Origin of the sequence: Chromohalobacter sarecensis, from assembly GCF_023061135.1 — a bacterium.
In the GTDB taxonomy this organism is placed as follows: Bacteria; Pseudomonadota; Gammaproteobacteria; order Pseudomonadales; family Halomonadaceae; genus Chromohalobacter; species Chromohalobacter sarecensis.
Genome location: NZ_JAKGAN010000005.1, coordinates 274649 through 289244 on the forward strand (window position 1 = coordinate 274649; position 14596 = coordinate 289244).

At 62.6% G+C, this 14596-nt stretch carries 13 protein-coding genes; 11 read left to right on the forward strand and 2 right to left on the reverse strand.

The window, feature by feature from the left end:
* Positions 1-80: 80 nt before the first annotated feature.
* Positions 81-1079: an aldo/keto reductase gene (locus L1071_RS10395; RefSeq protein WP_246974387.1), complete on the forward strand. Its 999-nt coding sequence runs from the start codon at positions 81-83 to the stop codon at positions 1077-1079.
* Positions 1080-1140: 61 nt separating this feature from the next.
* Positions 1141-2196: an aldo/keto reductase gene (locus L1071_RS10400; RefSeq protein WP_246974416.1), complete on the forward strand. Its 1056-nt coding sequence runs from the start codon at positions 1141-1143 to the stop codon at positions 2194-2196.
* A gap of 117 nt (positions 2197-2313) precedes the next feature.
* On the opposite strand, the gene tkt is transcribed toward L1071_RS10400, so the two are convergent.
* Positions 2314-4305 (reverse strand): transketolase, encoded by a 1992-nt coding sequence (gene tkt, locus L1071_RS10405; RefSeq protein WP_246974418.1) that lies wholly within the window; start codon positions 4303-4305, stop codon positions 2314-2316.
* Between the two features lie 269 nt (positions 4306-4574).
* Between tkt and metK the strand changes: the two genes are divergently transcribed.
* The 9 genes from metK to L1071_RS10450 all read left to right on the forward strand — a co-directional run bounded on the left by metK (position 4575) and on the right by L1071_RS10450 (position 13606).
* A complete protein-coding gene (metK, locus tag L1071_RS10410) occupies positions 4575-5795 on the forward strand; it encodes a methionine adenosyltransferase (protein WP_246974421.1) in 1221 nt (406 codons plus the stop codon).
* Positions 5796-5929: 134 nt separating this feature from the next.
* The gene (locus L1071_RS10415; protein WP_246974423.1) at positions 5930-7177 is read left to right on the forward strand and encodes a cation:proton antiporter; all 1248 of its coding nucleotides are present in this window, start codon (positions 5930-5932) and stop codon (positions 7175-7177) included.
* Between the two features lie 114 nt (positions 7178-7291).
* A complete protein-coding gene (locus tag L1071_RS10420; RefSeq protein ID WP_246974425.1) occupies positions 7292-8434 on the forward strand; it encodes a TAXI family TRAP transporter solute-binding subunit in 1143 nt (380 codons plus the stop codon).
* Between the two features lie 26 nt (positions 8435-8460).
* Entirely contained in the window at positions 8461-8961 is a 501-nt protein-coding gene (locus tag L1071_RS10425) for a DUF1850 domain-containing protein (protein WP_246974427.1), read from the forward strand.
* Between the two features lie 27 nt (positions 8962-8988).
* Positions 8989-11160: a TRAP transporter permease gene (locus L1071_RS10430; RefSeq protein ID WP_246974429.1), complete on the forward strand. Its 2172-nt coding sequence runs from the start codon at positions 8989-8991 to the stop codon at positions 11158-11160.
* A 124-nt stretch (positions 11161-11284) separates the two neighbouring features.
* Positions 11285-11821 carry a helix-turn-helix domain-containing protein gene (locus L1071_RS10435; RefSeq protein WP_246974432.1) on the forward strand — a complete coding sequence of 179 codons (537 nt, stop codon included), beginning with the start codon at positions 11285-11287 and terminating at the stop codon, positions 11819-11821.
* On the forward strand, positions 11818-12546 hold the full coding sequence (locus L1071_RS10440; RefSeq protein ID WP_246974436.1) for an AzlC family ABC transporter permease: 729 nt from the start codon (positions 11818-11820) through the stop codon (positions 12544-12546). Before L1071_RS10435 ends, L1071_RS10440 begins: the two co-directional genes overlap by 4 nt.
* Positions 12543-12869: an AzlD domain-containing protein gene (locus L1071_RS10445; RefSeq protein ID WP_246974439.1), complete on the forward strand. Its 327-nt coding sequence runs from the start codon at positions 12543-12545 to the stop codon at positions 12867-12869. The genes L1071_RS10440 and L1071_RS10445 overlap by 4 nt, the downstream gene beginning before the upstream one ends.
* Before the next feature lie 14 nt (positions 12870-12883).
* Positions 12884-13606, forward strand: a complete 723-nt coding sequence (locus L1071_RS10450) for a helix-turn-helix transcriptional regulator (protein WP_246974442.1) — start codon at positions 12884-12886, stop codon at positions 13604-13606.
* A 14-nt stretch (positions 13607-13620) separates the two neighbouring features.
* On the opposite strand, the gene L1071_RS10455 is transcribed toward L1071_RS10450, so the two are convergent.
* Complete coding sequence (locus L1071_RS10455; RefSeq protein ID WP_246974445.1) at positions 13621-14550, reverse strand: AEC family transporter; 930 nt, start codon at positions 14548-14550, stop codon at positions 13621-13623.
* Positions 14551-14596 lie beyond the last annotated feature (46 nt).

The following is a 14596-nucleotide window of genomic DNA, read 5'->3' on the forward strand; positions in this document are numbered from 1 at the left end:
CAAAGCCGCCGCCGGCGACCACGCTGGATAGCGTTCCGAGGAAGCGGCACGCATGCCGCCGACAGGCAAAGGAGAGCGACATGGAAAGCGTCACGATACCGGGTACCGAGCTTGCGCCGTCACGCGTGGGGCTTGGCACCTGGGCGATCGGCGGTTGGAAATGGGGTGGCACCGACGATGCCAACGCCATTCGGACCATTCACGCCGCCTTGGATCGCGGCATCACCTTGATCGACACCGCGCCGGCCTATGGCTTCGGGCATTCCGAGGAGGTCGTCGGCCGCGCACTGGCCGAGTACGGGCAGCACGACAAGGTAGTGCTCGCCACCAAGACGGCGTTGGAGTGGCAAGAAGGCCGCGAGGGCGTGGTGCGCAATGCATCGGCGGCGCGCATCGAAAAGGAAGTGGAAGACTCGCTGCGACGCCTGCGCACCGATGCTATCGGTCTTTATCAGATCCATTGGCCAGATCCACGGGTGCCGATGGAGGAAACCGCCGACGCCATGCGTCGCTTGTACCGGGATGGCAAGATCCGCGCCATCGGCGTCAGCAACTTTACCGCCGAGCAGTGCGAGGCCTTTCGCCAGGTGGCGCCGCTGCACAGCGTGCAGCCACCGCTCAATCTGTTCGAACGCGATGCCGAACGGGAGATCATCCCCTATTCGCAACGCGAAGGGCTGGTTTTTCTGGCTTATGGCGCGCTGTGCCGTGGCCTGCTCACGGGCAAGATGCACGCGGATTCGACCTTCACCGGCGATGACCTGCGTCAATCCGACCCCAAGTTCCAATCGCCCCGCTTCGCGCAGTACCTTGCGGCGGTCGAGGCGTTGGCGCAACTCGCCCGCGAGCGCCACGACAAGCCGGTATTGGCCCTGGCGGTGCGCTGGGTGCTGGATTCCCATCCCAACGCCATCGCCCTGTGGGGCGCACGGCGGCCGGATCAGGTGACGCCGCTGGATGCGCTTGCCGACTGGTCGCTGACCGCTAGCGACTTGCGCGACATCGACGCCATCATTGAAGCGCACGTCACCGACCCCGTAGGCCCCGAGTTCATGGCGCCTCCCACACGGGAGGCGTGATAGTGCCCAAGCGGTCGTCCAGTGGACGGCTGTGATTTCGTCATCGAGTCAGGAGAGCAACATGGAATATCGTCATCTCGGCCATTCCGGCCTGCGCGTTTCTTCATTGACGCTTGGCACCATGACCTTCGGCGGCGTCGGCAAGATGGCCAGCGTCGGCGAGACCGATATCGCCGGCGCCAAGCGCCAAGTCGATCTGGCCACCGAGCAGGGCGTCAACTTCTTCGATACCGCTAACATGTATTCGGAAGGGCGTTCCGAGGAGATTCTCGGCGAGGTGCTGGCGGATCGTCGTGATTCGGTACTGGTGGCCAGCAAGGTGCGTTTCCCGATGGGCGATGGCCCCAACGACGAGGGCCTATCGCGGCATCATATCCTGCGGCAGTGCGAGGCCAGCCTGCGACGCCTGCGGACCGATTGGCTGGATTTGTACCTCATGCACCAGTGGGATGGCAGTACGCCGCTGGAGGAGACGCTGGGCACCATGGATCAGCTGGTGCGCGACGGCAAGATTCGCTATTACGGCGTTTCTAACTGGTCCGCCTGGCACGTCATGAAGGCGCTCCAGATCTGCGAACGGCACAACTTCATCAAGCCCATCTGCCAGCAGATCCACTATACCGCTCAGGCCCGCGACGCCGAGTATGAGCTGATGCCGGCGGCCGTCGATCAGGGGCTGGGGACCATGGTCTGGAGCCCGCTGGCTGGCGGCTTGCTGTCAGGCAAGTATCGCCGCGACCAGCGCCATCTCGATGGCACGCGGTTCAGCCAGGGCTGGACCGAGCCGCCGATCCACGACGAGGACAAGCTCTTCGACTTGATCGACGTCCTGGTCGAGGTGGCCGACGGTCATGGCGTGTCAGCCGCCCAAGTGGCGCTGGCCTGGACGCTGTCGCGCAGCGGCGTGTCCACGGCAGTGATCGGCGCGCGCAAGGACGAGCAGCTCAAGGACAACCTGGCCAGCGCGGGTCTCACGCTCAAGCCTGACGAAATCGCCGCCATCGAGAAAGCTGGCCGCCCGGACCTGCTGTATCCGTATTGGCATCAGCACAATACCGCCGCCAGCCGGCTGGGACCCGCCGACCGTGTGCTGCATGGTCAGTATCTCGACGACTGAGCGTTAGCCGATAGCCCGTCGCGTGGCGGCGCGACATACAAACGCCCGGCACTTGCCGGGCGTTGACGTTATGCGACGAGCATTAAAGGCCTGGCGAATGGCGCCAGGCCGGGCGCGTCATGCCAGCAGCGCCTTGGCCTTGGCGACGACGTTGTCGACGGTGAAGCCGAAGTGCTTGAACAGATCGCCGGCAGGGGCGGATTCGCCGAAAGTGCTCATGCCGACGACATTGCCTTCGAGGCCCACGTACTTGAACCAGAAGTCACGATGACCGGCCTCGATGGCCAGGCGTGCGGTGACGCCACGCGGCAGGACCGATTCGCGATAGTCGGCGTCCTGGGCGTCGAAGGTGTCGGTGGAGGGCATGGACACCACGCGCACGCGTTTGCCTGCGCTTTCCAGCTCGCTGGCGGCATCCATCGCCAGGCCGACTTCGGAGCCGGTGGCGATAAGGATCAACGCCGGCGTCCCGTCGCAATCCTTAAGGACGTAGCCACCGCGCTCGATATTGGCCAGTTGTTGCTTGTCGCGGGCCTGATGGGGCAAGCCCTGGCGTGAGAATATCAGCGCGGTGGGGCCGGCCTGACGCTTGAGCGCCGCATCCCAGGAGACAGCGGTTTCCACGGCATCGCAGGGGCGCCAGGTGGACAGGTTGGGCGTCGAGCGCAGCGTGGTGAGCTGTTCGATGGGCTGGTGCGTGGGGCCGTCTTCGCCGAGACCGATGGAGTCGTGGGTGAAGACGTGGATGACCTGCTGGCCCATCAGCGCTGCCATGCGCACGGCGTTGCGCATGTATTCCATGAAGATCAGGAAGGTAGCGCCATAAGTCACGAAGCCGCCATGCAGGGCGATACCGTTCATGATCGCGGCCATGCCGAACTCGCGCACCCCGTAGTGCAGGTAGTTGCCGCTGGCCTCGGACTGCGTGATGGCCTTGGCGCCCTTCCAGAAGGTCAGGTTGGACGGCGCCAGATCGGCGCTGCCGCCGAGTAGCTCGGGTAGTTGCGGGCCGAGCTCGTTGAGACATGCCAGCGAGGCCTTGCGCGAGGCAATGCTTTCGCCTTTTTCCTGGGCGTCTTCGATGAGCTTTTCGCTGGTCAGCGTCGCCGGCAGTTCACCCTTGAGGCGGCGCTCGAGCTCGCGGGCTTCCTCGGGATAGGCCGCTTGATAGCGTGTGAAGCGCTCGTTCCAGTTGGCTTCGGCCTCGGCGCCGCGCTGGGTGGCATCCCAGGCTTGGTAGATGTCTTCCGGCACGTGGAACGGCGGATGCGACCAGCCGAGCTGTTCGCGGGCGGCGGCGACTTCGTCGTCGCCCAGCGCCGCACCATGGGCTTCTTCCTTACCCTGCTTGTTGGGCGCACCGAAACCGATGATCGTCTTGCAGATGATCATGCTGGGTTTGTCGTCGTTGGTGCGGGCCAGCTCGATGGCGGCCTTGACCGCCTCGGGGTCGTGGCCGTCGACGTTGGGCACCACGTGCCAGCCGTAGGCCTCGAAACGCTTGGCGGTGTCGTCGGTGAACCAGCCTTCGACTTCACCGTCGATGGAGATGCCGTTGGCATCGTAGAAGGCGATCAACTTGCCCAATCCCTGCGTGCCCGCCAACGAGGAGACTTCGTGCGAGATGCCTTCCATCAGGCACCCATCGCCGACGAACACGTAGGTATAGTGGTCGACGATCGTATGACCGGCGCGATTGAACTGTGCGGCGAGGGTGCGCTCGGCGATGGCCATGCCTACGGCGTTGGCCAGGCCCTGGCCCAGCGGCCCGGTGGTGGTCTCGATGCCCGGCGCATAGCCGAGTTCCGGGTGCCCGGCGGTTTTGGAGTGCAACTGGCGGAAGTTCTGCAGGTCTTCCAGCGAGATGCCGTGGCCCGTCAAGTGCAAGAGTGAGTAGAGCAGCATCGAGCCGTGACCGTTGGAGAGTACGAAACGATCGCGGTTGGCCCAGTGGGGATTGGCCGGGTTGTGCGCAAGATAGTCATTCCATAGCACCTGCGCGATGTCGGCCATGCCCATGGGAGCGCCGGGGTGGCCGGAGTTGGCTTTCTGGACGGCATCCATGGACAGGGCACGAATGGCATTGGCCATTTCGAAACGGGACGGCATTGGCTAGCTCCTCGCCTGCGGGCATCGGGTAAAGCGGTGCGTTATTGTCGCCGAGAAGCCACGTGGCAGCAAATGCCAGCGATGGCCAATCGCTAGGCAGCTAGTCATCCAGCGTGTAAACTTTGCACCCCCGAGCCGGCCTCGTCTCGCGCCGGACCTTTCATGCGTCGTGCCGACATCGCCATTGGCTGACGACGTAATTTTATCTCCTTAACGATGGCGGTCGTGTTCCGGCTCGCCAGCATGTGATAGAGAGAGTCGAGGACGCCATGAGCGAATACTCCCTGTTTACTTCCGAGTCCGTTTCCGAGGGCCACCCGGACAAAATCGCCGATCAGATTTCCGATGCGGTGCTGGATGCCATCATCGCCCGCGACAAGCAGGCGCGCGTCGCCTGTGAAACCATGGTCAAGACCGGTGTCGCCATCGTCGCCGGCGAGATCACCACGTCTGCCTGGGTGGACCTGGAAGACTTGGTGCGTAACGTCATCAACGACATCGGTTACACCTCTTCGGAGGTGGGCTTCGATGGCAACACCTGTGGCGTGCTCAACCTGATCGGCAAGCAGAGCGTGGATATTGCCCAGGGCGTCGACCGCTCCAAGCCCGAAGATCAGGGCGCGGGCGATCAGGGGTTGATGTTCGGCTACGCTACCGACGAGACCGACTCCTATATGCCGGCGCCGATCCACTATTCTCACCGTCTGGTGGAGCGCCAAGCCGAGCTGCGCAAGCACGGCTTGCTGCCGTGGCTGCGTCCGGATGCCAAGAGCCAATTGACGTTCCGCTACGACGAGCACGGCAAGCCGTGTAGCGTCGATGCCATCGTGCTGTCCACCCAGCACGATCCTGACATCGATCAGGATGAACTGCGTGACATGGTCAAGCGCGAGATCATCGAGCAAGTGATTCCCGCCGAATGGTTGACCGAGAACACCAAGTACCACATCAACCCGACCGGCAACTTCGTCATCGGGGGTCCGGTGGGCGACTGCGGCCTGACGGGGCGCAAGATCATCGTCGATACCTACGGCGGCATGGCGCGTCATGGCGGTGGGGCGTTCTCGGGCAAGGACCCGTCGAAGGTCGACCGCAGCGCGGCCTATGCCGGCCGTTACGTGGCCAAGAATATCGTCGCCGCCGGCCTCGCCGAGCGCTGCGAGATTCAGATCTCCTACGCCATCGGCGTGGCCGAGCCGACCTCTGTCTCGGTGGATACCTTCGGTACCGGGAAGATCAGCGATGCCAAGATCGTCGAACTGATTCGCGAGCACTTCGACCTGCGTCCGAACGCGATTACCAGCATGCTCAACCTGCTGCATCCCATGTATCAGCTAACGGCGGCTTACGGTCACTTCGGTCGCGAGCCGTTCGAGCACAGCTACACCTGGACCGATGCCAACGGTGAGAAGAAGACCGAGACCTTCACGGCGTTCCCTTGGGAAAAGGTCGATCGTGCCGATGCCTTGCGGCAGGCAGCTGGACTGTGATGGGAAGCCGACTGGTAATAGCCGACGTATGAGGCTTGATCGACAAGCGACGGTATGACGGCATAGCGGATCCGGGTTCCCGGGTCCGCTTTTTTGATTGATTATCGGGTTGGCAATGACAGGGAAGCCTTTGCATGCTGGAAATCGCAGCAGTCTTCATTACGATCACCGCGCTGTTCGCGTGGTTCAACTATCGCTTCATCAAGCTACCGGCGACGATCGGCGTGATGTTCATCTCGCTGGTGGCGTCGGTGCTGTTGATCGTCCTGAGTCATACCGGTTTCGATGCGATCACCGACTGGGCCGAAGCCTGGCTGGGGCAGATAAACTTCAATGCCTTGCTGATGGACGGCATGCTGTCGTTTTTGCTGTTCGCAGGCGCCTTGCATGTCGATATCACCAAGCTCAAACGCTATCGCTACTCGATCGGTTTTCTCGCCACCATTGGCGTGGTGATCTCGACTCTGGCGGTCGGCAGCGCGGCCTGGTGGCTCTTTCGTACCTTTCATATCGATGTCCCCTATCTCTACTGCCTGGTCTTCGGCGCGTTGATTGCGCCGACTGACCCCATTGCGGTGCTCGGTATCATGCGCAGTGCGGGCGCCCCCGAGGATATGGAGATCAAGATCGTCGGCGAGTCGTTGTTCAACGACGGTGTCGCGGTGGTGGTGTTCACCATGATGCTGGGGGCGGCGACGGCGACCGAAACGCTGACGGTCATGCACTCCGCGACGCTGTTCCTGGAAGAAGCCGGCGGCGGGGCGCTACTCGGATTGGTCATGGGATATGTCGCCTATTGGCTGATGAAGAGCATCGATCAATATCAGATCGAGGTGCTGGTCAGTCTGGCGCTGGTACTCGGCGGCTATACACTGGCGACGCATCTACAGGTGTCGGGGCCCATCTCGATGGTCATCGCCGGGTTGTTCATCGGCAATCGCGGCCGCGAGCATGCCATGTCGGACACCACGCGGCGTTACGTCGATGGCTTCTGGGAACTGATCGACGAGATTCTCAACGCGGTGCTGTTCGTGCTGATCGGTCTCGAACTGCTACTGATTCCTTTCGAATGGTCGTATCTGATCGTGGCGGGGCCGGTGATCGTCGTCATCCTGGCGACTCGCCTGATTACTATCGGTTTGCCACTGATGACGTTGAAGCGTTGGATCCACTATCGTCCCGGAACCACGCAGGTGCTCACCTGGGGTGGGCTGCGCGGTGGCATTTCGGTGGCGCTGGCGCTGGGGCTGCCCGAGAGCGACTATCGCAATACCATCGTGATGGTGACCTATATCATCGTTCTCTTTTCGATCCTGGCTCAGGGGCTGACGATCGGCCGTCTGGTTCAGCGTGTCTTATCTCGCGATTCCAAAGAGAGTTAGACTTTAGTCGTAAGACGGGGCGTCGCCATGGTATCCCCTCGCTGCGGCTCGTAAGCTAGGGGGTCGACAATTCAATAACCACGGGATCGTGGATAATCAAGGGGTGGATGCGCTATGGCGACTCGTACTTTAATGCTGGCGGCGGCGTTGGGCCTTTCCGGTGCCCTGCTGGCCGGTTGCGGTGACGATGGAAGTGACTCCGATACCGAGGAAACGACGCAAAACGGCGAGACGAGCTCGCAGGCCTCCGAAGAGCAGGCATCGGACAATGCCAGTGACACCAATGGCGAAGGTGACAAGCAGACCGCGAGTGTCGAGCCGGTCAACTTGATCTTCGGCACCGGGGGCACAGGTGGCACCTACTATCCCATCGGCGGTGCCTTGAAGGGCGTCTTCGAAGCCAGCGATCTCGTCGATGGCGTTCAGGTCGTTTCCACTGGCGCGTCCGTGCAGAACATCAACAACATTACCGATGGTCTCAATCAGATCGCCATCGTGATGAGCGATGTCGCCTACGATGCCGTCAACGGCGAAAACCAGTTCGATGGTGATCCCGCCGACATTCAGGCGCTCGCCGGGCTTTATCCCAACGTGGTGCAGGTCGTGGCCACCGAAGATAGCGGCATCGAGAGCATTGCCGATCTCGAAGGTAAGCGTGTCGGCGTGGGCAAGGTCGGTTCCGGCGTCGAGCAGAGCGCCGCCAAGGTGATCGAGTCCGCCGGCTTGAGCTATGACGACCTGGCACAGGTCAGCCATACCGGATATGCCGATAGCGTGACCGGCATGAGCAACGGCAACATTGATGCCGCCTTCTTTACCTCCGGGGTACCCAACTCGAGCATCACCGGATTGATGCAGAGTACCGATATCACCTTCGTGCCGGTGAGCGGTGATGTGGCGGACAAGCTGCTGGAAGCCTATCCGTATTACGAGACGTATACACTGCCGGCGGGCGCGCCCGAGCGTTATGATCTCGGCGAAGAAGTCGACACCGTGGCGATTCGCAACATGCTGATCGTGAGCAGCGATATGCGCGATGACGTCGCCGAAGAGCTGACTCAGCGCTTCTATGACTATCTCAACTCCGAGAACGTCTCGGTCGGCGCTCTCAAGCAGTTCGATCCTGACAGCATGAATCAGAAGCTGGTGGCGCCGGTGCATCCGGGGGCTCAGGAATTCTACGATTCGTTGTCCTCAGAAGACGGTGAAGCCGACGATACCTCGAGCGAGGATAGCGCCGACGACGCGCAATCCTGATGCCAGGCCGGGCGGTGTGATGCACTATGCCGCGTAAGCGTTGGTGGATCGGCGGCACGGTGGCGATCATGGCGATTGCCACCGTGTTGTATCCATGGCCTTGGTTGGCGGTCCGTGAAGGGTCGCAATGGCGCTATGCCTTCCCGGGCTGGGAGGGGACATCGTTCACCTTGCGCTGGACGCACTCGGTCGAGAAGGAAGATTGGGAAGAGTGGTTCGAGGTGACCGATGGTGGCGCGATCGAGATCACCGGCACTCGTTTCAAAACCTTTGGGGCAGGCGTCCCGGCATCGGCGGGTAAGGAAACACACCTCGAGGATGGCTGGGTGGTGATGACGGGCATCGACCGTATCGTCGACCCTCTCGCCGTCCAGGCAGCCGCCGCCGAGCGTTATCGCATGCGTTATGCCGGGCACATGTTTGCGCTGTCGCATGCCTCTCCGCCGCCGATTTATACATTCAGTATCCGCAGGGCCCCACTCTGGCGAATATTGCCGGCATTGGTGCGGCCCTGGTTGTCGTCATAGCTCGCCTTGCGAGGATAAAGGTTCCTTATGTCTCAAGATAAAAGCGTACCCGCCAGTGACGATGATCGGGAGGTCAAGGAAGCGCTGGAAAAGTTCGATCGCGAGAGTCTGGTGCGCGATGCGCTGCCGGGGCTGGTGGTTAAATTCGTCACTGGGCTGGCGGTATTGCTGGCACTATTCCACCTGTATACGTCGTTCTCCGGTCCACTGGTCGATGTGGCGCAACGCAGTATCCACCTGTATACCCTGCTGGGTCTGACGTTCATTCTCTACCCGTTGACCCGTAAGGGAGCACGTGACCGGGTCCCTTGGGGAGACGCCATCCTCGCGGTACTGGCGTTCGGCGTGGGTATCTACATGCTGGTGGTATCCGATCGCGTCATCGCTTCGGCGGGACGCATCAACGATGTCGATATGCTGGTGGGTTTCCTGGCCATTCTACTGGTGCTTGATGCCACGCGGCGTGCCACGGGATGGGGCTTGACGCTGCTGGCGACGATTTTCCTGATCTATGGTTTCTACGCCAAGCTGTCGTTCTATCCGCAGTTGAACGAATCGATCATCCTGGCCACCTGCCGCCAGGTGATGTCGCATCTGGTATTCATCACCGAGGGCTTGCTGGGTACCGCCATCGGTGTATCGGCCAGCTATATCATTTTGTTTATTCTGTTCGGTGCCTTTCTGGGCAAGTCGGGGCTAGGTCAGCTCTTCAACGATTTGGCACTCGCCGTGGCGGGACACACACGCGGCGGACCGGCCAAGGTGGCGGTCATCGCCAGCGGCTTTCTAGGCTCGATCAATGGGTCGGCAATCGCCAATGTGGTGACCACGGGCGCTTTCACTATTCCGTTGATGAAGCGCACCGGTTACAAGCCGAATTTCGCGGGGGCCGTTGAGGCCTCGGCGAGTGTCGGCGGGCAAATCCTGCCGCCGATCATGGGGGCGGCTGCCTTCATCATGGCGGAAGTCTTGTCGGTGCCTTACACCCAGGTGGTACTGGCCGGCATCATCCCGGCGTTGCTGTTTTATCTGGGCGTGTTGTTCCAGGTGCACCTGCGGGCTCTGCGCAATGGCCTCGAGGGAATCCCACGCTCCGAGCTGACGCCGCTCAAGGCCGTGATGCTCAAGCGCGGTCATCTGCTGGTGCCGATGGTGGTGTTGCTATGGCTGCTGTTCGATGGCCGGGCACCGTTCTTCGCGGCCTTCTGGTCGATTGCCGCCACCGTGCTGATCTGCGGCACGCGTCGGGTCACCTTGGGTATCAGCGCGATTCTGGCGCTGTTGATCTTCGAGCCGCAATTGCGGGCATTGTTTGCCGGTTATGCGCAGCCCAACATGCCGGTGAGTCGCTGGTCACTGTTCCTGATCATTGCGGTGCCGGTGGCGCTCAACGCCGTGCGTGCCAAGCTCGGTCTGGTGGCGGAAAAAATGGATATCGCCGAGTGTCGTGATGCCATGCACGATGGGGTGCGCAACGCCATTCCCGTGGCGGTCGCCTGTGGCGCGGTGGGTATCATCGTGGGGATCGCCACGCTCACCGGCATCGCCCTGGATGCTGCCGATGCTGTGGTCACCCTGGGGCAGCAGATTCCGATCCCCATGATTCAGCTTCTGGTCACGCTGTTTCTGACCATGATCGCGTCCATCGTGCTGGGGATGGGGCTGCCGAGCATTCCCACCTACATCATTACCAGCACCATGGCGGCGCCGATCCTGCTTAACCTGCCGCTGTTCCGTGAGCTGGCGGGCAGCAACGAGACGGCGATCTTCGTGGCGCACATGTTCGTGTTCTACTTCGGGTTGTTCGCCAACCTGACGCCGCCGGTGGCCCTGGCGGCCTATGCTGGCGCCGGCATCAGCGGTGGCTCACCCAATGCCACGGGATTCCAGGCCATGAAACTGGCCGTTGCCGGGTTCGTGGTGCCCTACATGTTCGTGTTCGCGCACAGCATGCTGATGATCGACGCCACGCTGGGTAATATCCTGTGGGTGGTCGTCACCGGGGTGGTTGGCGTGTTGCTGCTGGCCGTGGCGGTAGAAGGCTATCTGCGCCGGCCGCTCAATCCGTTCTGGCGTCTGCTGGCAGCGGTGGGGGCGCTGACATTGATCTATCCTGGCTTGCTCAGCGATGCCATCGGGGCGGCCATCACGGCCGTCTTGTTCCTGCTGGCCAAGAAGACGCAACCCGCGACGGCGTGACGAGTGGGTCATAGCGCATGACGATAATGGGTGTTGATAATCAGGGGCGCCAACGTGGCGCCCTTGTTTTTTGATGCTTTGTTCGTTAAAAAGAACGAAAGCGTTCTTTTTGGAAAACAAAACCATGCCGTCACCGAGTCCTGTCATCGTCGCTAACGTGCGCCGCCTTCGCGAGGCGCGGGGATATTCATTGAGCGCGCTGGCCGAGCGTGCCGCGATCAGCAAGTCGACGCTCTCACAGCTCGAGGCCGGCAAGGGTAATCCCACCATCGAAACGCTCTGGACACTCGCCAATACGCTGGGCGTAGCTTTCAGCGAGCTGCTCGCCGAGGGCGAAGAGGGTATGACCGTCAGCGAACCCGGTGGTGGCGGTGTACAACTGATGGTGCGCGGGCAACAGTCGCCTCGGGTAGAGGTCTATCTCATGCATCTGGCGCCGGGGGAGATAAAAACCTCGCGGGCGCATCCGCGAGGCGTGCGGGAGCATGTCATGGTGGTCGAGGGCACGTTGCGGGTGGGAGCGCTCCATGCGCTGGCCGTTTGTCGGCCGGGCGAAGAGCACGCGTTCGCGGCGGATGTCGAGCACCGCTATGAAGCCCTGCTGGACACTACGCGACTCGTGGTCAGCATCGTGTATCCACATGACGAGGTGGCTCAATGACGTTCGAACGGGCAACCTCGTCGCCCTGGCGTGCGGCCGGCCGGGGCCTGCGCGAGAGCCTATCGCTGGTGGCCGGCTATGCGCCGATTGCGTTCTCGTTCGGGGTCATCGCCGTGCAGTCCGGGCTGAGGCCATGGCAGGCCGTGGGCGTTTCATTGCTGGTCTTCGCCGGCGCCAGCCAGTTCGTGATGGTGGCGATGATGGCGGCGGGCAGTGGCGGGCTCACAGTGTTATCAGCGGTGTTGATGATGAACCTACGCCATTTGTTCTATGGCCCGGCCTTGGCGACGCGTCTCGTGGCATTGCCGCGTCGCCTGGCGCCCTGGCTGGCGTTCGGGCTGACCGATGAAGTCTTCGCCACGGCGATGGCCAAGGGGGTGTCGCGGCCTCTCGAGCCAGCGTGGTGTCTGGGCCTGGCGTCGGGCGCTTATCTGGCCTGGGTCGGCGGTACGGCGCTGGGCGCCAGCGTGGGGGCGGGGTGGGCAAGCGATGGCGGCTACGTGGCACAGGCACTCGACTTCGTGCTGCCCGCGCTGTTCCTGGCCTTGCTGGCGCAGGCGTGGCGTCGCGCACGATGGCCGGTGGTGGCGGTCGCGGCTGGTGTCACGCTATTGGCAATGGTGTGGTGGCCGGGGCATGTGGCCATGCTGGTCGGCATGCTGGCGGGCGCCCTGGTGGGTAGTCGTCGACCCCGGGCCGAATGCTCTCAGGAGGCGACGACATGACATGGTGGGGCATCGTGATCGCGGCGGGGGTGGGCACCTTTCTGATACGTTACCTGCCGCTGCTTTCCGGGACGCGCCTGGCGCGTGGCGAAGGCAGGCTGAATCGCTTTCTCGGGGCGTTGGGGCTTGCCGCCATCGCGGCGTTGATCGTTCTCTCGGTGAGCGATCTATGGTGGCAGGCGCCGCACTGGCGCGGCGGGGTACGCTTGGCGCTGGGCACGGCGGCGGTTTTGCTGGTGCAGCGTTTGACGCCTAATGTGGGGTTGGCCACGTTGGTCGGTGCCGGCGTCTATGGCGCGGCCGGCTGGATCCTGGCCGATTGAGACGAGCCGTTGCCATGTCGAATGAATGCTTGCTGCCTACCGCCGAGACACGCCGCTACCCGGACCGGGTGCTGACCGATCGCCATGGTTTCCACCAATGGCTGATCGGGCTCGAAGGCGTTGTCGAACTGGAAGCTGGCGGACGTGGCGCGCACGTGGATGCGGGGCGGCTCGTCACTATCGCCAGTGGCAACGAGCACCACTATCTGGCGCCGGGCCACAACCGCACGCTGGTGCTCGACCTTCCCGTCGCGTGGTGCGAAGCGGTGGGGCTTGGCGATGTCACGTCGCGCTGCTTGCCGCCGACCGTGCGTGCGGATATCGCTGCGCTCGTCGACGCACGCCCCGATGTACTCGCGAGGCGACTGCATGCGCTGCTCGACGTGGGGCGCACGACGCATACCGAGCCACGCTTGCGCTTGTTGCATTTGCTGCCGGAGGTCGAGGCGGATCTGGCGGCGCCCTGGCGTGTGCGTGACTGGGCGGCGCGCTGCCACATGACGGAGGCGGCGTTCGCGCGGCGTTTTCGCGCCCTCACGGGTGTCTCGCCATATGCCTGGTTGATCGAGCGCCGCCTGCAGCGCGCCTGTGCACTGATGCAGGATCCCCATCGATCTCTCACTGAGATCGCCCAGGCATGCGGCTTTCACGACAGCGCGCATTTTTCGCGCGCCTTCCGCGCCCGTCATGCGTTGTCACCCCGCGAGTGGCGGCAATGTCGCCAGTCGGCAGATTAACGGTAGCCGGCTCGTTAACCGAGTCCGGCGATCCGCCAGAGAATACCGAGATAAGGCGGAATGATCAGCGGCGCCGCCACGGTCGTCAGCAGCACCGCGATGGCGCCCTTGGCGGGACGGATGTTCAGTTCCATGGCGATGACCACGACATTGGCCGCCATGGGCACCACACCGAGCAATAGCAGTGCACCGGCCAGCGTCGACGAGATGCCTATTGTCGTTTGCAGAGCGAGCACGAGGCCCAGCATCACCAAGGGCCACATCACGTAGCGCGCGGCGATGCTGGCACCCAGAAAGCGGACATCGAACGCGCGCATCGAGACGCCGCCCAGCGTCATGCCGATGATCATCATGCCAAGCACGGTATAGCTGGCGCGGAAGTAGTCGAGTCCTTCGATCACGGCGCCGGGCACCGACCAGGGCAGACGCGAGGCGACCAGCGCTGCCAGAAAGGCGTAGAGCAACGGCAGGCGGACGATTTTGCCGAGGCTCTCGCGGACCGAGAATTGCCCCCGGGCGCTGATGTAAAACCCCACGCTGAATTCGAACAGCGTGACGCCCAGCAAACAGAACAGGTAAGCGGCGACGCCTTCCGGCGGGAGCAGCGCCATGGCGAGGGGTAGCCCGAAGTAGCCGGTGTTGCCGGTGCCGGCGGAAAACGCCAGCAGCGCGGCTTCCTGTGGGGCGAAGTAACGCCGCACGATGGCGTGAGTCGCCAGACACAGAACGCTGGCTAGTGCGAACATGCCCGCCGTCAGACCCAGCAAGGCGGGTGAGGGCTCGCCCAGATAGAGTCCGCGAAAGAACGTCAGCGGCGCGATGAGATAGATCAATAGCGTGGCGATGGGGCGCGGGTCGACGACGAGACGCCGCGCGCAGAGCCAGCCCAGTGCCACGAAGATCAGCAGCATCCACAGCGGTTGTGAAAGATCGACTTGGGACATGCACACTTCCTGATGATGAGCCTACATGATGCCCGTTATGCGACTT